Annotated in this window: 22 protein-coding genes; 9 read left to right on the top strand and 13 right to left on the bottom strand. The window is 61.2% G+C overall.

Annotated features, from left to right (window positions below):
* Positions 1–72: 72 nt before the first annotated feature.
* The 3 genes from EEB13_RS29060 to EEB13_RS29050 form a co-directional block, all read right to left on the bottom strand.
* Entirely contained in the window at positions 73–438 is a 366-nt protein-coding gene (locus EEB13_RS29060; RefSeq protein WP_095888045.1) for an ANTAR domain-containing protein, read from the bottom strand.
* A gap of 337 nt (positions 439–775) precedes the next feature.
* Positions 776–1,609, bottom strand: a complete 834-nt coding sequence (locus tag EEB13_RS29055; protein ID WP_261984673.1) for an alpha/beta hydrolase family protein — start codon at positions 1,607–1,609, stop codon at positions 776–778.
* A 124-nt stretch (positions 1,610–1,733) separates the two neighbouring features.
* Complete coding sequence (locus tag EEB13_RS29050) at positions 1,734–2,780, bottom strand: LacI family DNA-binding transcriptional regulator (protein ID WP_141486848.1); 1,047 nt, start codon at positions 2,778–2,780, stop codon at positions 1,734–1,736.
* Between the two features lie 258 nt (positions 2,781–3,038).
* On the opposite strand from EEB13_RS29050, the gene EEB13_RS29045 reads away from it, so the two are divergent.
* From EEB13_RS29045 to EEB13_RS29035, 3 genes are read left to right on the top strand one after another with little or no spacing between them, the layout of a single operon-like run.
* Positions 3,039–3,500, top strand: a complete 462-nt coding sequence (locus EEB13_RS29045; protein WP_172937100.1) for a hypothetical protein — start codon at positions 3,039–3,041, stop codon at positions 3,498–3,500.
* On the top strand, positions 3,497–5,146 hold the full coding sequence (locus tag EEB13_RS29040; protein ID WP_261984672.1) for a N,N-dimethylformamidase beta subunit family domain-containing protein: 1,650 nt from the start codon (positions 3,497–3,499) through the stop codon (positions 5,144–5,146). The genes EEB13_RS29045 and EEB13_RS29040 overlap by 4 nt, the downstream gene beginning before the upstream one ends.
* The gene (locus EEB13_RS29035; protein ID WP_239654643.1) at positions 5,112–5,330 is read left to right on the top strand and encodes a cupin domain-containing protein; all 219 of its coding nucleotides are present in this window, start codon (positions 5,112–5,114) and stop codon (positions 5,328–5,330) included. The genes EEB13_RS29040 and EEB13_RS29035 overlap by 35 nt, the downstream gene beginning before the upstream one ends.
* 51 nt (positions 5,331–5,381) lie before the next feature.
* On the opposite strand, the gene EEB13_RS29030 is transcribed toward EEB13_RS29035, so the two are convergent.
* Entirely contained in the window at positions 5,382–6,035 is a 654-nt protein-coding gene (locus EEB13_RS29030) for a nucleoside/nucleotide kinase family protein (RefSeq protein WP_095888044.1), read from the bottom strand.
* 273 nt (positions 6,036–6,308) lie between these two features.
* Here EEB13_RS29030 and EEB13_RS29025 point away from each other — a divergent pair, with 273 nt between their 5' ends.
* From EEB13_RS29025 to EEB13_RS29015, 3 genes are all read left to right on the top strand, one after another.
* A complete protein-coding gene (locus tag EEB13_RS29025) occupies positions 6,309–8,033 on the top strand; it encodes a pentapeptide repeat-containing protein (RefSeq protein ID WP_141486847.1) in 1,725 nt (574 codons plus the stop codon).
* A 206-nt stretch (positions 8,034–8,239) separates the two neighbouring features.
* A complete protein-coding gene (locus tag EEB13_RS29020; RefSeq protein WP_141486846.1) occupies positions 8,240–9,793 on the top strand; it encodes an acetyl-CoA hydrolase/transferase family protein in 1,554 nt (517 codons plus the stop codon).
* A gap of 26 nt (positions 9,794–9,819) precedes the next feature.
* Positions 9,820–11,031, top strand: a complete 1,212-nt coding sequence (locus tag EEB13_RS29015; protein ID WP_141486845.1) for a PucR family transcriptional regulator — start codon at positions 9,820–9,822, stop codon at positions 11,029–11,031.
* A 6-nt stretch (positions 11,032–11,037) separates the two neighbouring features.
* On the opposite strand, the gene EEB13_RS29010 is transcribed toward EEB13_RS29015, so the two are convergent.
* Entirely contained in the window at positions 11,038–11,385 is a 348-nt protein-coding gene (locus EEB13_RS29010; RefSeq protein WP_045066763.1) for a hypothetical protein, read from the bottom strand.
* 237 nt (positions 11,386–11,622) lie between these two features.
* On the opposite strand from EEB13_RS29010, the gene EEB13_RS29005 reads away from it, so the two are divergent.
* Entirely contained in the window at positions 11,623–12,708 is a 1,086-nt protein-coding gene (locus EEB13_RS29005) for a TerC family protein (RefSeq protein WP_033233687.1), read from the top strand.
* A 293-nt stretch (positions 12,709–13,001) separates the two neighbouring features.
* Positions 13,002–13,583 carry a PadR family transcriptional regulator gene (locus tag EEB13_RS29000; RefSeq protein ID WP_080711699.1) on the top strand — a complete coding sequence of 194 codons (582 nt, stop codon included), beginning with the start codon at positions 13,002–13,004 and terminating at the stop codon, positions 13,581–13,583.
* Positions 13,584–13,652: 69 nt separating this feature from the next.
* Here the strand turns inward: EEB13_RS29000 and EEB13_RS28995 are convergent, their stop codons facing one another.
* From EEB13_RS28995 to EEB13_RS28975, 5 genes are all read right to left on the bottom strand, one after another.
* Positions 13,653–14,000 (bottom strand): hypothetical protein, encoded by a 348-nt coding sequence (locus tag EEB13_RS28995; RefSeq protein WP_141486844.1) that lies wholly within the window; start codon positions 13,998–14,000, stop codon positions 13,653–13,655.
* A 45-nt stretch (positions 14,001–14,045) separates the two neighbouring features.
* Positions 14,046–15,557, bottom strand: coding sequence for an MFS transporter (locus tag EEB13_RS28990; RefSeq protein ID WP_261984671.1), 1,512 nt, complete (start codon positions 15,555–15,557; stop codon positions 14,046–14,048).
* 120 nt (positions 15,558–15,677) lie between these two features.
* Positions 15,678–16,787, bottom strand: a complete 1,110-nt coding sequence (locus EEB13_RS28985; protein WP_141486843.1) for an NAD(P)-dependent alcohol dehydrogenase — start codon at positions 16,785–16,787, stop codon at positions 15,678–15,680.
* A 23-nt stretch (positions 16,788–16,810) separates the two neighbouring features.
* Positions 16,811–18,274, bottom strand: a complete 1,464-nt coding sequence (locus EEB13_RS28980; RefSeq protein ID WP_141486842.1) for an aldehyde dehydrogenase family protein — start codon at positions 18,272–18,274, stop codon at positions 16,811–16,813.
* Between the two features lie 93 nt (positions 18,275–18,367).
* On the bottom strand, positions 18,368–19,258 hold the full coding sequence (locus EEB13_RS28975; protein WP_045065541.1) for a LysR family transcriptional regulator: 891 nt from the start codon (positions 19,256–19,258) through the stop codon (positions 18,368–18,370).
* Positions 19,259–19,381: 123 nt separating this feature from the next.
* On the opposite strand from EEB13_RS28975, the gene EEB13_RS28970 reads away from it, so the two are divergent.
* Positions 19,382–20,752, top strand: a complete 1,371-nt coding sequence (locus tag EEB13_RS28970) for an NAD(P)/FAD-dependent oxidoreductase (RefSeq protein WP_045065538.1) — start codon at positions 19,382–19,384, stop codon at positions 20,750–20,752.
* Positions 20,753–20,798: 46 nt separating this feature from the next.
* Here EEB13_RS28970 and EEB13_RS28965 read toward each other — a convergent pair whose 3' ends face one another.
* The 3 genes from EEB13_RS28965 to EEB13_RS28955 all read right to left on the bottom strand — a co-directional run bounded on the left by EEB13_RS28965 (position 20,799) and on the right by EEB13_RS28955 (position 24,592).
* Positions 20,799–22,121: a ClC family H(+)/Cl(-) exchange transporter gene (locus EEB13_RS28965; protein WP_141486841.1), complete on the bottom strand. Its 1,323-nt coding sequence runs from the start codon at positions 22,119–22,121 to the stop codon at positions 20,799–20,801.
* 99 nt (positions 22,122–22,220) lie between these two features.
* Entirely contained in the window at positions 22,221–23,768 is a 1,548-nt protein-coding gene (locus EEB13_RS28960; protein ID WP_095888043.1) for an FAD-binding protein, read from the bottom strand.
* Between the two features lie 203 nt (positions 23,769–23,971).
* Complete coding sequence (locus EEB13_RS28955) at positions 23,972–24,592, bottom strand: LysE/ArgO family amino acid transporter (RefSeq protein ID WP_116102531.1); 621 nt, start codon at positions 24,590–24,592, stop codon at positions 23,972–23,974.
* Between the last annotated feature and the right edge of the window lie 69 nt (positions 24,593–24,661).

The raw sequence follows: 24,661 nt of genomic DNA, 5'->3' as shown, positions 1-24,661 counted from the left end.
AAGCTGGGGCAGTACACGATTTCCGTGTACTGCCCCAGTTGTCGTTTCAGGTCAGTTGTCGTTCAGAGCAGGTCAGGCGCCGACGAGATGGCGATGAAAGTGATCGCTGCGTCGGTGCGCCTGGCTGAGATTCCTGATCTCGCGAAGCCAGAAGTGAGACGCCAGTGCATTGTTGTTGCCATAGCCGGTGCCGGACGTGTCTTCGTCGATCAAGGCGACAAGCGCCTTGATCAGGCTGGTGACCTTGAGGTTGTTGGTCTGAGAATGTCGTACCAGCAGGTCAGCAGCTTCGTCGGTGCTGCAGCGGTAGAGCGTGCAGACAATTTCGAGAGCCCGTTCGCGGAGACGGCCCGAATTGGTCGGGATCCGTAGTCCGTTTGTCGGAACACTGTTCGTCTGGTTGTTCGTGTTGTCGGTGTGAATCATGGTGTTGTACAAGGTATTCCTTTGAACCACATGGGTTTTGGACCCGTGCGGTGTGTAGCGCATGTTGATACTGGTGCAGTCGGTACGCGATTGGCGGCGGACTCCGTCGGAGTCTTCGGCCTGGTCAACAATCTGCGGGACTGATGAAAGTGCGTAGTGATCAAAGGCGCGGATTTGCACCGAACTGGAAGTCTTGCCCCTGGAACGAGTTTTGGAACTGTCGTTCCGGGCGAAGCGACCGGCTGCCTGACTGACGGCTGCCCTCTGATAACCCCACCGTACGTCATGGTGTCGGTTTCAGCTAATCCTTTTCCGGGCGATCATGCTCACAGTAGGTGGTTTCACCTGCTCAAGGGGTATTTACGTGATCGATTATCGCTTGCTTGGTGGTAGCCCAGGCTGCGGATTCGGTGTTGGTGAATTCGCCGTGGCCGACGCCGGGAAGTTCGATCAGGTCGACGCGATCACCGGCCGCGCGGGCGGCGTCGGCATAGCGTCGGCTCTGCTCGATCGAGACCACCCGGTCAGCTTGCCCGTGCAGTGCTGTGACCGGGATGCCGATGGGAAGATGTTCGATCGGCGAGGCAACACGGTATCGATCCGGGTAGTCGGACGGCATGCCGCCCAGAAGATTTCGAACAAATCGATCCTTGCCGGCTGTGGCCGCGAGTTCCATGTCGAAGACACCGGCCATAACGGTGGCTGATCGAATGGATACTGTGAGAGCAGGGTCGGGCGCGTCGATACCTTGGCTAGGTCGCGACGCTGCCCAGGCGGCGAGTTGGCCGCCCGCCGAGTAGCCGGCTACGTGCACGCGGCCCAGATCCAGTCTTCCGGAAGCCTTTTCCTGCACAGAGTCGGCCAAGGCGTTTGTTGCCGTGACGGTGTCCGAGAGAGTGGTCGGCCATCCGCCGTGCCCGCCCACGCGCCGATACTCGATGTTCCACACGGCAATTCCGTAGGGCGTCAACGATCGAGCCCACGCGCCTGCGTAGTCGAGGTTACTTTTCTGGGCCCATCCGCCACCGTGAATGAGGACAACCACTGGTAGTGAATCTCCGTCGCCGGGGGGTAGATACAAATCCCCGAACGTGTCCGTGTCGGCGGCATAGGAAATGCGTACGGGGGCTACGGATCGATCGGTGCCCGCCGCGCTGGAAACGGAAATAACCAGGGTGAACAAGCAGACCAGCGCAACCGCGACATACCGAAGCAGCCGGTTGGCGGAGCGGTGCGCGATGGCCGGATTCCTCTCGTCACGCTGGGGAGATTGTCGTAAATAGGAGTCTATCTACGACAAGTGAATTTCAGGTGCCTACGGTTCGGTCCGTGCTGACTCTGACGCGAAGTTCGCCCCGAGTGTGGCCCTGGTTGCGCGGTTCGTCGCCGTTGATCAGGGCTAGCAGTGCATCCACTGCCAATGCTGCCTGTTCTTCGGGGAAGAAGTCGACGGCGGTGATCGGGGGATCGGAGATCAGTAGAGCGGGTTCGTCGCTGTTCTGGGCGATCAAGATGCTTCCAGGAATTGACAGACCGAGATCGAGCGCCGCTCGTGCAGCAGCAGGAGCGCAGCCGAGGATGAACGAAAGGATCGCGTCCGGTGGATTCTCGGATGTCAGTGCTTCGTGAGTCGTCGAATACGCAGCGGCGACGAGTTTTTCGACGGTATCGACACCTTCGAACGTTGCAAGTTCATCCATCGCTCTGGGTGTCACGCTGTGGGTGCGGCACCACTCGCGGTAAGCGATGGTTGTCGCGCGGTTCCACGCCGAATCCATTCCGGGATTGAGGACGAGGATGTCTGTCGCGCCCTTCTCAGTGAGGTGGTCCAGGAGCGTTTCGGTCGTGGCGAAGAGATTCGGTGAGATGGTCCATCCGAACTGTTCGCGACTTCCCGGGCCCACTGCGACAGTAGGGATTCCGAGCTTGTTCAATACATCGACGCGAGGGTCGTGCGTCATCGGGTCGACGACGAGAGCACCGTCCATCTCGATGCGCCGCAGCCCGTTCGGGTCTTTCATCGACGGCAGTAGCAGGAGTGAGTGATCCGCATGAAACGCGGCCTGAGTGGCGGCGGTAGCCACGCGGCCGTACCAGTCGAAGTTGAGGTACTCGGACGATGACAACTCGTCCCGAGTGGGGAGCATCAGTCCGAGGGTGGCAGTCCGGCCGGTCCGAAGATTCTGTGCCGAGCGATTTGCCCGGTAACCCAGGCGGTCGGCCACCTCTTGAACGCGCGCCCGGGTCGTCCCGTCGACTCGGCCCTTGCCATTGAGTGCGTAGGAGACTGTCGACACCGCGACGCCGGCAGCAGCCGCGACATCGCGAAGCGTCGGGACGTTCGGCGTGATCATCGGGCTGGTTTCCTTACTCCCTGGTCGGTTTCTACTACAGGTTAACGCCCAATCGTTTCGGCAAGGCAAAAGAAGGCAAGCCTAGTGGACGGTCGTCTAGTGACATTCGAGTGCAGAATCGTTTCATCACAGCTATTGACACTGAAGAAACGATTCGGCACGCTCGTGGAACGTCGGCACAACGTCGAACCAATTCGGATGAACCCGACGCACTCGTTTCAGCCAAGCGCATATTGCGATAACGCACGGAGTCATTGCATGACCGACAAAACCGACCTGCGGCCAACGGGTACAAGTCCCGCCACGCATCCGCCTCGAGCTCCTCATGACCTTTGCTCGGGCACTACCAACAGCGCCTACATCGCGGAGGGGTTCGGCGCGGGATCTTCGGTAGTGGCCTATGTCGGCGATCTCGGTGGCCAGATCGGTTTTGTTGTCGCCTGCGGTATTTTCACGTCGTCCACGCTCGACAACCTTTTCGATATCTCGATACCGATTTCTACAGGCGCGCTGATGGTTGCCGTTCTGGTCACGGCCGTGGGATATAGCCGAGTGGACATCAGCGAGAAGGTCCGCCTGGCACTTGGCATGGGCACTATGGCGGGCTTGTCCACTGTTCATAATCTGTGGTTCGCAATACCACTGCTCGCTGCATTCGTGGTGGGGGCTCTTCGGTGCGTGGGGGTCCGTAACCACTCGATCGAAGTGCTGTCGGTATGAGCGAACACCCATGGTCGGTCCCCGGCGGTTTGGTCGAACGGCCGGGATTGCTTTCGGGAGAGCCGGAGATCTGGGTGTACGCCGACAAGTTCTCGTACTTCGCCGGCGAGACCGTCTCCCTTCGAGTCCACACCACCGCAGACCAATACGACCTCGAGATCGTGCGAGACGGCGCACGGCCCCATAGCATCGTCAAGTACATCGGTCTGCCCGGAAAGCAGCAGGCGACGCCCGCGGACGCCTATGCAGTCGGCTGCGGATGGTCTGAGTCCCTCGCGTTCACAGTCGCCTCGAATTGGTCCTCGGGAATGTATTTGATTCTCGTACGGATGCGTCACGAAGGCGTCGTCGTCGAGCGTGAAGGCTTTTTCATCGTCCGTTCGCGGGACGCCGCGCTGGCCGACCTGGTTCTCATTCACACGACGAGCACGATGTTGGCTTACAACGACTGGGGCGGGGCCAATCACTACCGCGGTGTTCCGGACGGTTCCGGCGACGTGCCGACACCGATTTCCTCGACGCAACGCCCCATCGCGCGAGGAATGCTGCGTAAACCTGAAGGTGCAGCACGCAATATTCACACCGATACTCCCGGAGTGGGCTGGGTTCCGAGACACCCACCCTACGAGTGGGCCTGGGTGAACGGCTATTCGCGTCATCACGCCGATGCTTTTTGGGCGACGTACGAACGGCCGTTCACGGTGTGGGCGGAAGAGCAAGGTTTCCGCGTGCATCACATAACCCAGCATGATCTACACGAAGATCCTTCAGCACTGCAGGGATATTCGTGTGCGGTAGTCGTCGGTCACGATGAGTACTGGTCATGGGAAATGCGCGACCGAATCGACGAGTTCGTTGACGGGGGAGGAGGTTTGGCGCGATTTGGCGGCAACTTCCTCTGGCAGGTCCGCATCGAGGGCGATGTACAGGTCTGTTACAAGAATCCGTTCGATGATCCGATGCGTGAGGTTGATCCGACGCGGGTGACAACGGCATGGGATTCGCCCGAAGTTGCCCGACCGGGAGCGTGGACGATGGGTTTGACCGGTATGGCTGGTGTCTACAACCGTTATGGCGCAACGACTCCCCGGTCCTCCGGCGGGTTCACGGTGTACCGGCCGGACCATTGGGCACTGAACGGAACCGACCTGTATTACGGCGACAACTTCGGGATCGCCCCGATCTGTGTGGCCGGATTCGAGATGGATGGAGTGGATTACACGTTCACGAAGGGGCAGCCCTCCGCCACCGGGGTTGACGGTGCTCCCGAGGATCTGCAAATCATCGCGATGGCGCCGGCGGTATCGGGTTCACGGGACAATTGGAACGGCGCGGTTCCCATCGGTGCACCTTTTGCCGAGGTGCGGGGCATTATCGAATGCTTCTACGGGAGTGAGCCGCCCGAGCACCTTCGTGATCTCGAATACGGATCGGGAATGATCGCGTGCCACCAGCGAGGTTTCGGAACGGTGTTCAACGCTGGTTCTACCGAATGGGTGAATGGACTGATTCACCACGATCCGTTCACCGAGAAGATCACCTCAAATGTACTGAATCTATTTGCTGCACAAATCTCGAGCTTCAACGCGGGGGAAACTGACACGAGAGTCGATGACATTCGAACATTCGGCCCCGGTCAACTGTGATCCCTACCCGTACGACGAAGTAAGCAACATGGTCAGCGGCCGCGTGGCACTTGTCGATCTCGACCGACACCATCGCGAATTCGCTTCTGGTGACGCATTTGTGCCGAAGTCGTTTGGCGGCACGTGGGAGAACGTCGAACCGTCCCAGAAGTACTTCGTCGCTGTTCCTGGAGCGCGTTCATGAGCGTTGCCTCGTCGCATGGGCGTTATGGCGATCCTAAGGCCAAAGCTCCCATCACGGGCTCTCTGACGGCTCGATCCTGACAATCAGGTCCGCCCGCACCCGAACTGCCTCGACAGCAACGGCATTCGGTTGATCCACCTCGTGTACCCACGCCGCAGCCGCTTCGGAACTCCTTCCGAAGCGGCTGTGTCGTGTCACCAGTCTTTCCGTGCGAGTTTCTTCCGGAACGTCGAGATACCACACGGCGTCGAGTGACGCGCGGACGTCGGGCCAGGCTCCGGTCTCGAAGAGAAGGTAGTTGCCTTCCGTGACAATCAGTGGAGTCTCCGGGGTGACAGGCACCGCGCTGCCGATGGATTCGTCGATCTCGCGATCGAAGATCGGCCCGTAGATCGTGCTGTCCTGCATTCGAAGTCGACGTAGTAGTGCCGCGTACCCGTCGGCGTCGAACGTGTCGGGGGCGCCCTTGCGATCGCGCCTGCCTAGCCTGTCGAGTTCCCGATTGGCGAGATGGAAGCCGTCCATCTCGACGATGGCGCATCGAGAACCCAGCTTTCGCGCGATGGTCTGGGATGCCGTCGATTTTCCGGCTCCAGGTGCTCCCGTGATGCCGAGGATGTACCGACGGTTGTCGGCAATCAGTGAAGCAGCGCGTGAGGCAAGCTGGTCGAGCGTCAGCGAGACGGTCGGCGGTGAGGTCCTCACGTGTTGCTCCATTCGGTCGGGATGTCGGTTTCAGAAGACGGCTGCACGATGCCTTTGATTGCGCTTCGGCCCATTGTCCAACGGCGGATGATCTTCGACTGGTTATCTGAACTCGCCCCTCGGTTGGGCGTTTCCGGCCACTTAGTACCCGAGGCCTAAAGTGGCCACTCTTTTTGGGTGTTTCATGCCCTGATATCCGTTACGTTTTCCAGGTGGTTACTGCTGTGGTGCCATGCCGCACGGTGCGGAGACCCAGAGTGTGAAGGCCGATAGATGACGATTCTCAATTCTCGCTCTGGGCGGACTCGTCCTCGTTGCGGTCGCATTGTCGCTGCGTTCGGTGGTGTTGTTCTCGCAACGGCCTCGCTCGTGACTGCTGGTGCCGGCTTCGCTGCCGCCGAAACAGTCGCTGAAATCCTCAACCGTGCATGCGTCCGCTATGTCCCGAACCCCGATCCTGTTGAAGGCATAGTGTCCGACTGCGCCGGCGCGAACCTACAGAAGGCGAACCTGGCCGGCGCGAACCTGATCGGCGCGAACCTGATCGGCGCGGACCTGGCCGGTGCGACACTGACAAACGCAATCCTGACCGCCGCGGACTTGAGCTACGCGACACTGGAGCAGGCCAACCTGACCGACGCGGATCTGACCGGCGCGGACGTGAGCGACGCGCAAATGACGGGTGTGAACCTGACCCGCGCGATCCTGATCGACGCATCCTTGAGCAACACTTTCATGAGCTACGGAACCCTGACCGGCGCGAACCTGACCGGCGCGAACATGTACGGCGCAAATGTGTGGGAGGCCGATCTGACCAGAGCGAACCTGACCGAGGTGTATCTGTACTCCGCCACGATGGTCCTCGCGAACCTGACTGACGCGGACCTGACCGACGCAGACCTGAGCTTTTCGTATCTGTACGGCGCGAACCTGACCGGAACGAGAGCAATACCCTCGGATGTTCAGGTGACCGCCTCGTCACCTGCCGATGCTGCCGTCACAATTCCCTCACCCCTGGGCGTTCGGGGAGTGGGGCTCGGCGAATGCACCCGACCGACCGATATTGCGGTCTCGATCGGCACCCCGACCACCTTCCCCGTCGGAACTACAACCGTCACGTGCACCGCCGGAAACACCCTTGCGTCCGGTTCGGGGACCGTTACGGTCACCGTCAACCCGTATACCGCAGCTCCCGGGTTCGCCGCCTCCGCGCCCGTCACGTTGTCGGGGACTGTGGGCACCGAACTCCCACATACCTTCACCGCCACCGGAACACCCGCCCCGCAGATCACCGTCACCGTCGGGGCCCTTCCCGACGGCCTCACCCTGACCTCCGCCGGTGTCCTGACCGGAGCACCTACCGCCCCCGGACCGATCAACTTCACCATCACCGCCGACAACGGCGTCGGAACCCCGGCCACGTTGCAGGTCAACGGAACCATCACCGCCGCAACGCAAACCCCGGCCCAGATCATCGCCGGCGCGTGCGGGAACTACGTCGCCAACCCCACCGCCGGCAACTCCACCGACTGCTCCGGAAAAAACCTCGCCGGAACGGACCTCGCCGGCGTCAACCTGACCGGCGCAAACCTGACCGGAACGGATCTCGCGGGCACGAACCTGACCGGCGCGGACCTCTACCACGCGGATCTGACCGGCGCAGACCTCACCGGCGCGAACCTCACCGGGGTGACCCTGACAGGTGCGAACCTGACCGGTACATCGGCACTACCGTCCGACATCACCGTCCCCGCCACATCCAATGACGGCGCCCCCGCAACTTGGGCGGTTCCCGCGATGCCCACCGGGCTGACTTTCGGCACCTGCACTCCCGCCTCCGGAACCGTGTTTCCGGTCGGGGCCACCTCCGTCACCTGCACCGTCACCAGCGTGAGCGGCGACGTCCTGACAACAGGTACAGGTACCTTCACCGTCACTACGACACCGGTCGTCGACCCACCCGTCACCGGATCCCTCGGCTCGATCTTCGGTAGCTGACCTTCCCGGCCGAACGCACTCGATCGGTGCGCACATGCTCAACGACGTTGTCCGTCAACTCTTTCGTGGGGTCGGAGGGCAATGTGGTTTCGGGGACTGTGGGTACGGGCCGCGTCGACCATCGATCGCGGCCATATCACGTTGAAACAAATCTGTCTCGGTAATCCGAATATTTGACCTTGGCAGGCTGTGTTTATCCTGTTGGCGTGACTTCCTCATTGGGTGAGCCCGGGCACACAACGGCCCCCGGACGTATTCGCAGCACAGCTTTTGCTTCCAAAGTGATGTCCGCAGCGGAAGCGGTGAAGTTCATTCACCCCGGCGATACCGTCGCGATCAGCGGTTTTGCCAGCGCCGGCACACCCAAGGTCATCGTTCCTGCCCTGGCGGAGCGGATTCACCACACCCGCGGGGAGGGGTCGAACTTCACGATCAACCTCCTGACCGGCGCCTCGGTCTCCACCGAGACCGAGCGCCTACTCGCCGAGGTCGACGGCATCGCGTTGCGCATGCCGTATCAGTCCGAGGCGACAGCCCGTAAGCGGATCAACGACGGCCGGATGGACTACGTCGACATTCACCTCTCGCACGTTGCCCAGCAGGTCTGGGAGGGCTACTACGGCAAGGTCGACGTGGCAGTTGTCGAGGTCGCCGGAATCACCGCGTCGGGTGAGCTCATCCCCGCCGCATCGATCGGCAACAACAAAACCTGGCTTGATGTTGCCGACAGAGTCATTCTCGAGGTCAATTCGTGGGTGCCCGAGGCTATGGAAGGCATGCATGACGTGTACTACGGCACTGCCCTCCCTCCTCACCGCAAGCCGCTCGAGATCATTCGTGTCGAGGACCGGATCGGTCAGACGACGTTCCGGGTCGACCCCGCCAAGGTAGTTGCCGTCGTCGAGACCAACCGCCGCGACAGTGCGAGCCCCCTGTCTGCACCCGACGCCGTCAGTGAGGCGATCGCCGGCCACGTCCTGGAGTTCTTCGACTTCGAGGTGCGTGCTGGACGGATGCCGGCGGATACCTTGCTTCCGCTGCAGGCGGGCATCGGCAATGTCGCAAACGCGGTGCTCGGCGGTCTCGATCGGGGGCCGTATCGCGGCCTGACCTGCTACTCCGAGGTCATCCAGGACGGGATGCTCAAGCTGATCAAGGACGGAACCGTCGCGCATGCGTCGTCGACGGCTTTGGCGCTCACCGAAGAAGGCATCGAAGAACTGACCGCGAACGTCGATTTCTACCGCGAACACATCACGTTGCGTCCGCAGGAGATCAGCAACCATCCCGAGGTGATCCGCCGGCTCGGCGTCATCGCGATGAACGGCATGCTCGAGGCCGATATCTACGGCAACGTGAACTCGACCCACGTCATGGGCACGAAGATCATGAACGGAATCGGCGGTTCCGGCGACTTCACTCGCAACGGCTACGTCTCGATGTTCCTGAGCCCGTCGACAGCTCGGGGTGGCGCGATTTCTGCGATCGTCCCGATGGTGCCGCACGTCGACCACACCGAACACGACACCCAGGTGCTTGTCACGGAGCAAGGCCTGGCTGATCTGCGTGGGCTGTCGCCGCGACGTCGTGCCCGCCTGGTCATCGACAAGTGTGCGCACCCCGAATTCCGTCCGCTGCTGCATGACTACGTCGCCCGCGCCGACGCGCAGCCGGGCGCGGGTCAGACTCCGCACATACTGGGTGAGGCTTTCTCGTTCCATCAGCGCTACATCGATACGGGCTCGATGCATCTGTCCTGACACCCGCGCAGTGAGAGAATGCGGGAGTGAACGGAACCGGTGTACCCGCAGATGTGCTTCGACGGGTTGCAGTAGCGGGAGCAGACGACGCCGGTGGATTGCCGATCGAACTTCTCGGCGATTTCCTCGATGTGATCAGTTCAGCCGTCTGTGACGGTAAACCGCTGCAGCGGAGGCGACTTCACCGATTCCGGAGCCGTGGCGAGGACGCGGCCGAGCAAGGTGTTGCGTTACGTGCGTTGCTTGATCTGTACCTCTCGTCTGCCTGGCGCCTGTGGCGTGAGCTTCCCGCTGTCATTGCAGCGCAATCGGATCCGAACGCGGTAGTGGCAGCCGGCGAGGTGATGCTCCGGGCTGTCGACGACGCCGTCGCGGAACTGACGGAGGGATTTCAGCTGGCGCAGCGCTCTCTCGTGCGTTCGCAAGTATCCGCGCGCCGCGAATTTGTGGACGATTTGTTGACCGGTGGCGCCGATGTTGTCGGATTGCTCGCTCGCGCTTCGAGTTTCGGGTTGCATTTGTCCGGACCGCATTCGGTGGCAGTCGTGACCGCTGCGCGTGAATTCACCGACGACAATCCTCTGGTCGGCGCTGTCGAGCGTGCAGTGCTCGGCAGTAAAGGTGATGCCGACGCGCTGGTCGCCAGCAAGAGCGGCAAACTCGTCATCGTGTTTGCGGCGCCGGATCGAGATGCAATCGACCATGTGCTTCGCGGAATTCGGTTGGCTCTCGAATCCGGGGCCGATGGCGCCGGACGCGTTCAGTTGCAACGACGCGCCATGGACGTGGCCTGGCAGATTGCGGTCGGACGACCGCGTACAACGGCCGCCGGTGTGGTGGCGTCGTACCGCGAAGCGCTCGACGCACTCGATCTCGCACAGCGGTTGTCGCTCGAGTCGCCGGTAATCGACGCGCGGGATCTGCTGGTCTATCGCGTGCTGGTCAACGACAGGCCGGCGGTCACCGACCTGATTCAGACTCTCCTCACGCCGCTGCTCGAAGCACGTGGGGGAGCAGAGCCGATGGTGGAGACGCTGCTCGCCTACTTCGCGGCGGGAGGGAACACGGCAAAGACGGCCCGGGATCTGCACCTGTCGGTACGGGCGGTGACCTACCGGTTGGATCGCATTCGCGAACTCACCGGCCAGAACGTGAATGATCCCGGCGACGCTTTTGCTCTGCACGCGGCGGTGCTCGGGGCCAAGCTTCTCGATTGGCCCCGAACTCCGCTCACCTGATTGCTCTCAGCTGATGTCGGGTAACCCGGGGAGCGAATAGCCTGATTCGTCGTCCCAGTCGACGGGCGTGTCGTCGAGCGAGACATCCCACTGCGCGTTCGGCAAGGCGCGCCTGAGTTCAGTCAGTGCGTTGAACCAGTACACGAGGGACGGGATGATTTCCGTTTCGTCGTTCGAGATCTTGGTGGACCCGTTCAGGACCGTGTTCGGGATATCCGAGTCGTACAAGTCGAGGACTTCGGCGTCGAAGGGGAACTCGTCGTTGTGCACGGCGATCAGACGGTCGATTTCCGTCCTCTCGTCGGCCGACAACGGTTCAGGGCGAACGGCGGAGTAGTACAACGAGGTGCTCATGCTTGCCAGGCTAGAACACTCGGACAGATTGCCGACATGCATAATCGCGCCTAGATTGCCGTAACCCGGCAATTTCAGCTGGAAAAGTCGTCGACAAATAGACCGTGATGGTTTGAAGTCGGCAAGGAAAACTGGTGAAGACGGTGAAACGGCCGTCGTGATCGAAGTAATCGTCTTCCAGGCAAAGGAGAATCCCGTGACTGAAGTTAACCGTGGCAGTCGGGTAGGTGATCGGCGATGACGGTTCCCGTGTGGGCATGGGCCGCGTTTGCCGCCGTTATCGTCATCATGCTGCTGATCGACCTGCTTGCCCACCGCGGCGCGCACGTCATCGGATTCAAGGAAGCCGCCAGGTGGAGTGCACTCTGGGTCGGTTTGTCGCTGGTGTTCGCGGTGGTTGTCACCCTGACCTTGGGGGTGGACTCAGGTGTCGAATTCACCACGGCCTGGCTGCTGGAGAAGAGCCTCTCCGTTGACAACCTGTTTGTTTTCGCCCTGATCTTCGGTTACTTCAAGGTGCCGCGTGAGTACCAGCACCGCGTGCTGTTCTTCGGTGTCATCGGCGCCCTGATCTTCCGCGGTATCTTCCTCGCCGCTGGTGTCGCGATCGTCAGCAAGTTCACGGCAGTCCTGTTCGTGTTCGCCGCGATCCTGCTCTACAGCGCCTACAAGCTCCTCAAGGACGAGGACGAAAGCTTCGACCCCGGCACGTCGTTCGCGGTTCGCATGTTGCGCAAGATCATGCCGGTTCAGGACGAGTACGTCGGCACCAAGTTCTTCGTGAAGGAAGCCGGAAAGCGCATCGCAACACCGCTGTTCGCGGTTGTCGTAGCCATCGAAGCGGCCGACCTCGTGTTTGCCGTCGACAGTGTCCCGGCAGTTCTGGCAGTGAGCGACGACCCGTTCATCGTGTACTCCAGCAACGCGTTTGCGATCCTGGGTCTTCGTGCTCTGTACTTCCTGCTCTCGGGACTACTCGAGAAGTTCCACTACCTGTCCAAGGGACTGTCGATCATCCTCGCCTTCATCGGCGTGAAGCTGATCATGCAGGCCGGTCACAAGGTGATCAGCACTTCCATCCCCGAGATTCCGTCACTGGTAAGCCTCGCCGTGATCATCGTGGTGCTGGCAGGCTCGATCATCTTGAGCCTCAAGAAGCCGTTGCCGGAAAAGCCTGATGCAGAAGAGGTCGTGTCAGGTGACACACCGGTCGAGCTCGAGAAGGCGAGCGGTGACGCCGGCGCCCGGGATTCCGACATCGAGCTCGCAGCCGGCGAGCGCGACGACGATGACGACAAGGTGGATGCCCGTAGTAGGAGCTGATACCGACTGACCGAGAATGAAAGGGAGACCGCACTGTCTGCGGTCTCCCTTTCTCTGCCCGACCTCAGGGTCCAGGGAATTTGTTTGTGGAGTGACCTGAGGCGGAACAGCATTTATCCGTGGTGTATCCGAACTGCGATTGCGGCTTTAGCTGTTAGCACAATAGAGAAATCAGTCCATTCGGTGAGGAAGTCGGCGTCAGGTGATTGACATCTTGTTAGTCTGGCCCGGTGCCTGATCCCGCGACCACGTGTTATCCAGCATTGCCCGCGACAAGTTGGGCAGTGCTGGGAATGCTCACATTCGGTGAAGAACTCAGTGGTAGCGACCTGAAGAAGTGGGCTGATTGGAGCATTGGATTCTATTACTGGAGTCCTTCGGTAAGCCAAATTTACGCCGAGTTGAAGAAGCTGGAAGCACTGGGATTTGTTCGTTCGCGGGAGATTTCCGAATCGGGGCAGCGGAACCGACGAGTCTTCGAGATAACCGAATCCGGTATCGAGGTCGTCAGATTATGGTCACGCGAATCGCCGATCGAAACACCTGTCCTCAAACATGGCGTGATGTTGAGACTGTGGGTGGGTCACCTGAATGACCCCGATCAACTCAAAGCGATAGTGCTGGATCACATTTGTAATCTTCAGGCGAAGAAGCTCGAGGCAATAGAACATGCCGATCATTCCGAGAACGAACCAGGCTGGGCATTTACCCAGATGAGTTTGCGATGGGTAGGCCGCCATTTTCAGGCGGAGATCGACCTCGCCTCCCAATTGCTCGATGATATCGATGAGGCCGCAGCTCGAATTGCGCAAGGAGACATCGATGCTTTCGGCTTGCCCCGCCCCGTACGCGGCGGCAGGTGGAAGGAGATCTGAGCGCGACGCGTTCCGTCTGACTGCTATTCCGATTTGTCATCGAATTGAAGATGCACGACTCTCGTGACGTTATACATCGGCCAGTGGCGCGACGTCGTCGGCTGCAGCGGCCATGGTGCGACTACGCTCGGAGATGAGTGGATCCATTGCATCCCACCATTGCTTCAGGCTGGAGTCACCGCGGCTCAGGCGAGTCATTGCCCACCAACCGGTGGTTCCGTCGACGGTCCAGGTGATCGTCACGACGTTGGGTTCGCTGTCGGACCACAACGGCGGACTGACCAGTATGTTGTCGAGCGTCAGGCCGCGACGACTGGCACCAGGCAGGTAGCCGGCACGGAATTCGTCGACAAACTTCTTCCCACATCTGCGATTCGTGACGATCCGGTCGACCACGTAGAGCGTCTCGCCTGCCATGCCCGCAGGCTACGGTGTACCTAATCCTCTGCGGTACTTTCGATCTCACCTAGCGGGAGGTTGCTCCGGGGTGGCACGTTGCTCCGAAGCCGCAAGGGAACGCGGCGGGCGCAGACCCAGCCACCCCACCAGGCCCACCAGAACGAAGGCGACGGCGGCGGTCGAAAACGTGACAGTGAAGGCGGATTCACTGGGCATCGCAGGCACCCCTTCGGGGAGATTCGCAATTGTCATCGACGCCAGAATCGTTGTCACCACTGCGCTGCCGATGGCACTGCCGGTGGAACGTGAGATCGAGTTGATGCCGTTGGCGATGCCGCTCTGATGATGTGGCACGTTGGACATGATGATGGCGGGCATGGCTGCATAACCGAGGCTGAGGGCGGCGCCGATCACCATGCCTGCACCGATAACCGATGCGGTGTGCGTGTGGTCGAACGCCAGCCATGCGAACGGCAACGCCCCGAGGACCGCGGTGAGCCCCAGGACGAAGCGTGGCCCACGCAGCCTGATGAGTCGACCGCCGATCGGGGCGGCGATCAAGGAAACCAACGCGCCTGGCAGCAAGAATTCGACCGACGCACGCAGAATGCTCGCGTCGAACCCGTAGCCGGTGAGATCGCGGGGAAGTTGTGCGAGATACGAGATCCCGAGGAAGTTTGCGAACATGCCGAAGCCCACCACGACGCCGGCAAGATTTGCCATCATCACCGGGCGGTGGACGAACATCCGCATGTCGACCAGCGGTTCGTCGACGATCTTCTCGATCCACACCCAGACTGCGAACATCGCGATCGAGGCCAAGAAAACGCCGATCGTCAAGGGTGAGCGCCAACCCCATTGGTGGCCTTGAGAAATCGACAGCAGAAGCAGAAGTAGTGCCGCTCCCAGACTCAGCGCACCGATGAGGTCCACACGACCACCGCTTTTGTGTGTGGTGGGCGGGACCAGGGTGATGACGGCAATCAAGGCCAGCACCGCGAATCCCGTGGCCATCCAGAAGGCGTTGCGGTAGTCGGCGTCCGGGCCGGACGTGAGAAGTCCGGTGGCAACAAGGGCCAGCCCACTGCCGAACGCGAGAGTTCCACTGACCAAGGCCATTGCGCCGGGAAGCCTGTGCGGCCGTAGTTCTTCGCGCAAGACCGAGAGCGCCAGCGGGAAGATCGCGGTTGCAGTTCCCTGGAGAACCCGACCGAGAATGAGCAGCGGCAGATTGTGTGCCAGCGCGGCGACGATCGAACCGATCACCATGACGACAAGAACGCCGACCAGTGTGCGTTTCTTGCCATGCTGATCCCCGTAGCGGCCTAGCAGCGGGGTGAAAACCGCCGCAGACAGCAGCGTGGCCGTTGTCACCCAACTGACGCCGGCGGTCGAGACTCCCAGGTCGGATTGGATCCGCCCGAGAATCGGAACCGGCAACGTCTGCATCATCGAGACGATCATCGCGGCCAAGCTCAGGGCCGCGATGATCAACGCTTCTCGGCGCGGAGACGTTGCGGTGAATTCGACCGCGGAGTACGGGGTAGCGGTGTTCGTGGCAACTGTATTCGTCAATGGGTCCTTCTCGGGAACTACAAGAGAAATGTATTTAATGTGGCGAAGTAAATTTCTCTGGATGGTAGGTCCGGGGAATTGATCCCGTCAACGGTTGTGTTCACCGAAGCTCGCTGGGAATCAGTCGAACAGCAACACCGGCTTGAGCACACTGCCGTTCTTGATGCCCTCAGCGGCTTCGTTGATCTGATCGAATCGGTAGTGCTTCACCAGCTTTTCCAAGGGGAAACGCCCCTGCTCGATCAGCGACACCAGCGACGGCAGAAATACCTGCGGCACTGCGTCGCCCTCCGTGACACCGATAAACTTGCGGCCGTTGAGCAGGTAATTTACGTCCACCGCCACGGTAGTTCCGGCCGCGGGAGCGCCGATGGCAGCCACCGTACCCAGGGGAGCGAGGCATTCGATCGCAGTCGCAAGCACCGCGACGTTGCCGGTGGCGTCGATGGCGTAGTCGATACCCAGACCGCCGCTGATCCGGTCCAGTTCCGCTGCGGCGTCGACGTCCTTCGAATTGATCACATCGGTGGCGCCGAGTTCGCGTGCCAGGTCGAGGCGAGACGGCACGATGTCGATCGCGAAGATGCGCTCCGCGCCCGTCAGCTTTGCAGCCATGACTGCCGCCATGCCCACTGCTCCGACACCGAAGATTGCGATGGTCGAGCCGGATTCCGGCTTCAGGATGTTGAGTACCGCTCCTGCACCGGTCTGGATGCCGCATCCGAGCGGAGCGAGTAGACCGAGATCCGCGGTGTCGGAGACCTTCGTGACGCCGCGCTCGTCGGCAAGGGCATATGTGGAGAACGAGGATTGAGCAAAGAAGTGGCCGCTCACGTCTTCGCCGCCTCGCGAGATCGTGGCAGTACCGTCGGCTCGACTACCACCGATAAGATTGCGCGGCAAGAACTCCTGACAATACGCCGGGTGTGCTGTGCGGCAGTTTCGGCACGTTCCACAACTGGTGAAGGACAGCAGGACCTTGTCGCCGGGCTTGACCGTGGTGACAGCGTTGCCCACTTCTTCGACGATGCCCGCTCCCTCGTGGCCCAGAACGCCGGGTAACGGGAAGGGAATGTGGCCGGCTTGAACGCCGAGGTCGGTGCCGCACACACCCGCGGCCACGATGCGGACCAGAACCTCGTCCGCCCGTGGCGTGTCCAGTGTGACGTCGCCGATGGTGAAGGGTTCGCCGATCTTGTCGACAACGGCCGCGCGTGCCGCGTGGGTCATGTTGCGCTCCTGTTCTATTCGGGTCAGAAGGGGTAAACGGGCAATGTGCTCTGCGCCGTTACCCACTGTGTTTCGGTGAAGGCGTCGAGGTTGGCACCGATGCCGCCGACGCGACCCCCGTTGCCGGAGGACGCCATGCCGCCGAAGGGAATGACAGCCTCGTCGCCGACAGTCTGATCGTTGATGTGCACGAGGCCTGTCGGGATCTGCTGTGCGATTTCGAGCCCACGCATGGCGTCGGCGGTCAGAATGCCTAGGGACAGACCGTATTCGGAGTTGTTGGCGATGGCGATCGCCTGGTCGACGCTCGCGAAGGACGTCACCGGGGCGACGGGACCGAACACCTCGTCGGCAAAGGCGGGTGCTGTGAGTGGCGTATCGGCCAGGACTGTCGGCCGGTAGAAGAGGTCTTCGTAGGTTCCGCCTGCGGCCAGTTTTGCTCCGGCCGCAATGCTTTCGGTGACGAGCGAGTGGATGTGGTCGCGCTGTTTGGCGTCGATGATGGGGCCGAGCGCTACCTGGCCGGTGAAGGGGTCGCCGACCGGAAGTTTCTCGGCGTGCTCGGCGAGGAGTGCAGTGTAATCGGCGACGATGCTCTCGTGTACCAATTGGCGGCCGGTCGTCATGCAGATCTGTCCCTGGTGCATGAATGAGCCGAAAGCACCTACTGACACTGCCTTTTCGAGGTCGACATCGTCCATCACGATCAGGGCGTTGTTGCCACCTAGTTCGAGATGGGCGCGCTTGAGATGACGTCCGGCCAGTTCGCCGACTGCCCGGCCGGCGCGAGTCGATCCGGTGAAGGCGATGACGCGGATGCTCGGATGAACCACGATGGCCTCACCCGCGTCGGCGCCACCAGGCAGCATGCTGAACACGCCGGCGGGCAAGCCGGCTTCTTCGAAGATGCGGGCGAGGACCACGCCGCCACAGATTGCGGTGCGCGGATCTGGCTTGAGGATCACCGCATTGCCCAGTGCGAGGGCGGGTGCAACCGCGCGGATGGCCAGGATGATCGGAAAGTTGAAAGGCGCGATGACGCCGACAGTTCCGACGGGGACGCGCCGCGAGAAGCTGAGGCGAGGCTGTTCCGAACGCAGAACCTCCCCGACCGGGTGGGCGGCCAGGGCAGCTGCGTTGTAGCACTCCTCAGCGGCGGTGTGGGTTTCCAGCCCGGCCTTGGCCGGAATGCTGCCGGCCTCACGGATTACCCACTCACCGATTTCGTCGGCGTATTGCTCGAACAGGTGACCCGCGCGGCGCAAAACGGCTGCTCGCTCGGTGTACGGCTGTGCTGCCCAGTCTTTCTGGGCCGCGGCGGCCTTCGCGGCTGCGGCAGCGACGTCGTCAGGCGTGGCCATGCCGACGGTGCTGAGCTGATTACCTGTTGCGGGTTCGACAACTATGCGATCTGCGGCCCCGCCGGCGATCCATTCTCCGGCAAAGATCTTCGATTCCCAGACCGGTTCGGTCATCAAACTCGTCATGGTCGCTCCTTGAAAAAGGGGATGCGCCGCTCGGCCGCATCACATGGTTACTCACCACGCTGCTCTGCCAAGGAACTGATGACCACCCAACTTTCACTCAGTGAAAGACGGGTTCATGGAATCTTTGAGTGCCTGAATCAGATCGTTGAATTCCGGCACATGTGTGGCGCCGCTGCGGGTCACGCCGGAAACAGGGATTCGCAAGCGCCCGTGAGCTTCTCGCATGAAGCTGATTCCGGCGCGTGGGGATTCGCCGGCGGTGATCGAGTACAGGAGGGTCCAGGCCTTTGGGTTCGTGATGACGTCCAGCGTGGCGGTGTGATCGCTCGGAATTGCCGGACCCAACTGCACTCGACGCCCGATTTCCCGGAACGCGTCTTCCACGACCTGGTGAATCAAAACCTGGCTTTGGCGAGGTGGCAGCAGCAGCGGATAGGCGGCAAGATCATTCAGATCGACGCTCTGCTGGCCGGCCAATGGGTGGCGACTCGACATGACGATCAGCAGATCTTCGACGCCGAGGTCGATAGGCTCGAGCCCGGGGCGATCGACGCTGCCGCGAATAAGCGCAATGTCTGCATCGCCCGACGCCACGGCGTCCATTCGGTGCGCAAAGCTCTTGATCACGAACTCCACGTCGAGGTCCGGATGTCGTTCGCGCACATGGGCAATCGCATCCAGTGTCTGACCGGCAAAACTCATGTTTCCCGTGATGCGGATGCGTGCGCTGGGATCGCGTGCCACCGAGTACGCCATGGTTTCGAGACTGAGAACCTGCTGGGCGATCGGCACCAACCGGGAGCCTGCCGGTGACAGGTGCACCGCCCGGGTGGACCGCTCGAAGAGCGTCGCGCCGAGTTCCTTCTCCAACCGCGCCACCTGATGGCTGATGGCGGATTGGGAGATGAAGCACCGTTCGGCAGCACGGCTGAAGCTCAGTTCCTCGCTGACGACGAGAAAATACTTGAGTTGGCGAAAGTCCATACCGACATCCTACTTATGAGCAAAACAGATAACAGTCTTGCGAATGCTGCAGCTAGCTGGACTGAGCCTATGACCGTTCCATACGGTAATAGTCATACTTTCAATTTGGTTTAGGAGTTTGTGGTGGACAGAACTGCTGCGGGTCGCGCAGATGTGGATGCAACGGGACACGAGAAGACTCAGGTCGTCATCGTCGGATCCGGGTTCGGGGCACTTGCTGCCGCGAAGACGCTCACTAAGTCCAAGACGCCGTTTGTCCTCATCTCCGAGACCACTGAGCACCTCTTTCAACCGCTGCTCTACCAGGTTGCGACCGGCGTGCTCTCGGCCGGCGAAATCGCTCCGCCGATCCGCAACATCCTGCAGAAGTTCCCCGACGCGGATGTTCGTCTCGGACGCGTCGTCGAGGTCAATGCCGAAGACAACACAATCGTGTACGAGGCGTCGGGCCAACGGCACACGCTCGGATATCGCTCATTGATCGCAGCAACAGGAGCAACGCAGGCGTACTTCGGCCGCGACGAGTTTGCCGAGGTCACGTACAAGCTCAAGACCGTCGAAGACGCGGAATTGCTTCGTAAGCAAATCCTGCGCTGCTTCGAAGAGGCTCACACCACCACCGACGCACTCACTCGCAAGAACCTGCTGAGCTTTGTTGTTGTCGGTGCCGGTGCAACGGGTGTCGAGTTGGCCGGTCAGATCAAGGAATTGGCGCGACGCTATTTCGCGATGGCTATCAACAACATCAGTGCAGAAGAAGTCACTGTCACCATGGTCGAAGGCGCCGGCGTTGCACTGCCCGCCTTCGGTGGCAAGCTCAGTGAATACACGCAGAAATCGCTCGAGAAGTCCGGTGTCGAGGTAGTTCTCAACACCATGGTCACCGCCATCGACGAGCATGGCGTCACGGTGTCGTCGATCCCGACCAAGGAAGAGAAGCGTATCGACGCCGAGACCGTCATTTGGTCGGCAGGCGTGCGCGCCAACGACTTTGCCGCAGTTCTCGGAGCCGCAACCGGTTGTGAGAGTGACCGTGCCGGCCGACTCCTCATCAATCCCGACCTCACGGTGGGCGGCTTCGCCAACGTGTATGCCGTCGGCGACATGACCTCGCTCAACGGGTTGCCGGGTCAGTCGCCCGTCGCGATGCAGGGTGGCCGTCACGCTGCCAAGATTGTCAATGGAAAACGTAAGGCCGGAACGCCTTTCAAGTACATGGACAAGGGCAGCATGTCGATCATCAGTCGATTCAGCGCTGTGGTCCGGGTAGGCAAGAAGATCGAATTCAAGGGCACCATCGCATGGTTCATGTGGTTGGCCGTGCACGTCATGTACATGGTGGGCTTCCGAAACCGTTATGTCGCAGTGATGTCCTGGTTCGGGTCCTTCATCGGCCACCGTCGCCCGCACTTCCACTACACGCAGGAACCGGTGAAAATCGAGGCTGCTCCACCGGTGCTCGAAAAGGAACCCGAGTTGGCGCACTCCGCCTGATTCTCGCGGCTGCCCGGTAACGCAGGTTCTTCCAACGCCCACTTCGCTACGCGCGAGGTGGGCGTTGGCCTTGCAGCATCCGTTCGCGCAAACTGTCGTAAATAGGTGCTGACCCGGCCAATGTCGCGACGACGACTGCGGCAGCGGTGGCGGCGAGCATCGGAACCAGCACCGAAGTGACGGCTGTCATTTCCACGACGATCACAATGCCGGTGAACGGCGCCCGCACCACGGCGCCGAAGAACGCGGCCATACCGACCATCGCCATCGCGACGGTAACTCCGGCGTCGACGCCGGGGATGAAGCTTGCCAGCCCGGCAAATAACGAACCCCAGAGCGCGCCGAGGGCGAGTAGCGGAGCAAAAAGGCCTCCGGGAGTTCCTGCGGCGTAGGACAGCGGGCCGGTGAAGAATCGAACAACCAAGTACAGCAACAGAATCGGCATGACGAAGGTGCGCCCACCGACAAGTATCTGCGAGACTGTATCGCCGCCGCCGGCAACCAGCGGGTTGAGAAACAGAACGACGCCGATGACGGCACCGATCATCGCTCCGATGGCGGTCGGCGGAATACGACGATGGCGCGCAACAAGATCGAGCATGCCCAGAATCAGGCGGTTGTAGAAAATCCCCAGTATCCCGGTGAGCAGTCCGAAGACGACAAACAGCGGTAGGAGCGCAATCTGTGGGCTTGGGACGGTGCCGGTCGCGAAGTCAGGCCGATCACCTATCACCAGCCGTGAGCATGCCACTGCCACCGCTACGCCGAACAGGGTGGGAAGGACGGTGCGGAGCCGGAACGATTTGGTGACTTCCTCGCAGACGAACAAAGCGCCACCGATGGGCGCGTTGAATGCCACGGCAAGTCCGGCTCCGGCAGTGGATGTTTGAAGCAGTCGCACATCCGGTACCGAAAGCCGGGCTCGCCGACCTGCTTCTGCTCCGATCGCCGCACCCATATGCACGGTGGGCCCTTCGCGACCGAGCACGAGTCCCGAGCCGATCGCCAGTAGGCCGCCCACAAATCTTGCGGGCACGAGGACAAGACGTGGAGGTTGTGCCTCGCCGCGGAAGACGGCTTCCACATGCTGGATACCGCTTCCCGCTGCCAGTGGCACGCGTTGCACGATCATGACGGCAAGCGCTGTGCACAACGCCACCAGTGCAACGGGGACAAGCCAGCCGACATAGGGAATCCCATGTGACCATTCCAGAATCGCCTCGCGCAGACTGTCCGCCCTGTGCAGGCACCACCGGAACGCTCCACCGACGAAGCCGACACAAGCTCCGGCGACGATCGCGAGCAGGCATAGCAGCACCAACCCGCGGCTGGCTTCACGCGGTTCGTCGCCGATATCGTCCGCGGTCATCGTGGTCAGTCCTACCTGACGGTCACAACTCTCGAAACGTGAATTGCGTGGAACATGCGTCGTGTGAACGGTAACGCATGTGCGCTGGCAGCCTGTGCGTTACTCGCGCTCGGAGAGAATTTTCTGCACGGCGAGGTGGCTGAAGAGCATGCTGGTGCCGATGGGATTTCCGCCGCCGGGATAGACCGTTCCACTTGGCGCAGCCATGGTGTTACCCGCCGCGTAGAGGCCGGGAATCGGGTTGTGCGACGTATCGAGAACTCGAGCTGCCGTGTCGGTGCGCAGCCCGCCCTTGGTGCCGAGGTCGGAGATTCCGAACGCCGCCGCGTGGAACGGGCCCTGCTCGATCGTCACCAGTGGTGGTTCGCCGCCCGAGAACGCACGATCATAGGCTTCGTCACCACGGCCGAAGTCCTCGTCGACGCCGTTTTCGACCATCTTGTTGAATCGAGCGACTGTCTCCACCAGTATTTCGGACGGTACTCGGATCTTTTCGGCGAGGGCTTCAAGGGTGTCGGCGGTGTGCCACAGGCCTGCGTCGACGTACTTTTCAGTCGCTGTCATCGACACGTTCGGTGCCTGCACCGGCGGGCGCTCGCCCTCCTTGTCGTCGTAGATCATCCAGTACGGCAGGGTGAGGGTGCCCTGTTCCATCTGAGCGATCACATCGCGCCCGAGTCGGTCGTACGGAGCCGACTCGTTGACGAAGCGTGCACCGTCCTGGTTGACGAAGATGCCGCCGGTGAACCACAGTGCGAACGCAGAACGCCCGTCGGGATGGGTCAGTCCGGGTGACCACCATGCCTGATCCATGAGGTCGGTGTCAGCGCCGACTGCGATGGCAGCCTGATGCGCTTTGCCGAGGTTCGCTCCGGGCCCCATGGTGTCGCGGGCGTGGCCGGGAACCCCGAACTTCTGTCGCAGTTCGTCATTCGCCTCGAAACCTCCGGCTGCCAGGATCACGCCGCTGCGGGCACGGATGGCTACGCGCTGTCCATCGCGTTCGACGATGGCGCCGACGACGGCTCCTTCTTCGACCACAAGCTCGACAAGCGGGCTGTTCAAGGTCAACTTCGCATTCGGATACTTTTCGATGGCTTTGAGGAAGCGGGCTATCAGTGCTCGTCCGCCGATGAAAAAGTCGTCGGGTTGCGGGATCCCGAGACGGTCGAAGTCGAGGGGGCCTCGCACAACCTCCCGCAGTTCCGGCGCCTGCGAGACAGGGAGCGGGGTGGGCATGGTGTGCCGTTGTCCATCAAGGCGGGCTTTGGGCGCCTTGCCGAAATAGTCGGGCCAGGGGAGCATTTCGAACTTCAAGTTTTCGTCCTGTTCGAGGTACTCGATCAGGGGTCCGCCGCCGCGGACGTACGTGTCCTGCAACTCGCGCGGAGTACGGTCGCCGACTACGGCGTGGTAGTACTCGAGCGCGTCCTCGATGGTGTCGTCGGTACCCGCGCGTTGCAGCGCCGGGTTGCACGGAAACCAGACGCCGCCGCCGCCGGAATATGCGGTGGTGCCGCCGAACTTGTCGGTTGCCTCGATGAGATTGACGGTCAGTCCCTCGCGAGCCGCCGTGTAGGCGCCGGTGACGCCGCCGCCGCCGGAACCGACCACCAGCACGTCATATTCTTCGTTCCAGTTCATCATCATTCAGCCTTTCCCGGCTACGCCGGTTTTCCAGGTGGGTTCTTCCGCGCACGGAAAGCTACTGGTTGTGCAGATGCGAAGCGGGAAACCATGTCGTCAGTGATGTCCTCGACGTCGACGTAAGGTGATTTTAAGCACGGCCTCACCCGCGTGCGGTTGTCGATGTTCCAGTGAACGGGATACAAAATTCAGCCCGCCCGTGTTCAGAGTTCCAGGAGCAAGCTGACCCCGAGGGTCGTCATCATCACGGCGATAATGGCGTCGAGAACTCGCCAGGCATTGGGTTTGGCAAAAAGTGGCGTCAGCAGACGTGCGCCGTAACCGAGAGCGGCAAACCAGAGTGCGCTGGCGGTGATGGCGCCGGCAGCAAACCACCACCGTCCGATCTCGCCGCGGCCGTTGGCAATCGAACCCATCAGTACCACGGTGTCGAGGTAGACATGTGGGTTCAGCCAGGTTAGCGCCAATGCCATAGTGATGGCGGCAAGCCTTGATCCGTTGCCGTGTTGATCGGGCGCCAACGTCTGCGGCCGGACGGCACGTTTGGCTGCGAACACTGCATAGCTGAGTAGGAAAATCGCACCGGCAACGCGAACGAAAGTGATCAGTGACGGTGCGTGTTCGAGAATGGCTCCAATTCCACTGATGCCGGCGAGAATCAGAATTGCGTCCGAAACGGCGCAGACTGTCACGATCGGGAGTACGTGCGAGCGCGTGAGGCCTTGGCGAAGTACAAACGCATTCTGGGCACCGATCGCAACGATCAACGAGAGTCCGACACCAAAACCGACGACGGCGGACGTCGGGTCACTATTGCTGAGCATGTCACCAGCCTGGCCGTCGAATAATCAGCAGTCCAGCTAATGATTCTTAAGCCACATAAGAGTAGCTTC

This window comes from Rhodococcus sp. WS3, from assembly GCF_003797085.1.
GTDB lineage: Bacteria > Actinomycetota > Actinomycetes > Mycobacteriales > Mycobacteriaceae > Rhodococcus_F > Rhodococcus_F globerula.
This window is presented reverse-complemented; position numbering and strand designations above follow the sequence as displayed.

What these genes read in the sequence shown, in the direction of transcription:
- EEB13_RS29050 (WP_141486848.1), bottom strand. Translation starts at nt 2,780, where the DNA reads ATGATCACGCCGAACGTCCCGACGCTTCGCGATGTCGCGGCTGCTGCC.
- EEB13_RS29045 (WP_172937100.1), top strand. Translation starts at nt 3,039, where the DNA reads ATGACCGACAAAACCGACCTGCGGCCAACGGGTACAAGTCCCGCCACG.
- EEB13_RS29040 (WP_261984672.1), top strand. Translation starts at nt 3,497, where the DNA reads ATGAGCGAACACCCATGGTCGGTCCCCGGCGGTTTGGTCGAACGGCCG.
- EEB13_RS29035 (WP_239654643.1), top strand. Translation starts at nt 5,112, where the DNA reads ATGACATTCGAACATTCGGCCCCGGTCAACTGTGATCCCTACCCGTAC.
- EEB13_RS29025 (WP_141486847.1), top strand. Translation starts at nt 6,309, where the DNA reads ATGACGATTCTCAATTCTCGCTCTGGGCGGACTCGTCCTCGTTGCGGT.
- EEB13_RS29010 (WP_045066763.1), bottom strand. Translation starts at nt 11,385, where the DNA reads ATGAGCACCTCGTTGTACTACTCCGCCGTTCGCCCTGAACCGTTGTCG.
- EEB13_RS29005 (WP_033233687.1), top strand. Translation starts at nt 11,623, where the DNA reads ATGACGGTTCCCGTGTGGGCATGGGCCGCGTTTGCCGCCGTTATCGTC.
- EEB13_RS29000 (WP_080711699.1), top strand. Translation starts at nt 13,002, where the DNA reads ATGCTCACATTCGGTGAAGAACTCAGTGGTAGCGACCTGAAGAAGTGG.
- EEB13_RS28995 (WP_141486844.1), bottom strand. Translation starts at nt 14,000, where the DNA reads ATGGCAGGCGAGACGCTCTACGTGGTCGACCGGATCGTCACGAATCGC.
- EEB13_RS28985 (WP_141486843.1), bottom strand. Translation starts at nt 16,787, where the DNA reads ATGACCCACGCGGCACGCGCGGCCGTTGTCGACAAGATCGGCGAACCC.
- EEB13_RS28980 (WP_141486842.1), bottom strand. Translation starts at nt 18,274, where the DNA reads ATGACGAGTTTGATGACCGAACCGGTCTGGGAATCGAAGATCTTTGCC.
- EEB13_RS28975 (WP_045065541.1), bottom strand. Translation starts at nt 19,258, where the DNA reads ATGGACTTTCGCCAACTCAAGTATTTTCTCGTCGTCAGCGAGGAACTG.
- EEB13_RS28965 (WP_141486841.1), bottom strand. Translation starts at nt 22,121, where the DNA reads ATGACCGCGGACGATATCGGCGACGAACCGCGTGAAGCCAGCCGCGGG.
- EEB13_RS28960 (WP_095888043.1), bottom strand. Translation starts at nt 23,768, where the DNA reads ATGATGAACTGGAACGAAGAATATGACGTGCTGGTGGTCGGTTCCGGC.
- EEB13_RS28955 (WP_116102531.1), bottom strand. Translation starts at nt 24,592, where the DNA reads ATGCTCAGCAATAGTGACCCGACGTCCGCCGTCGTCGGTTTTGGTGTC.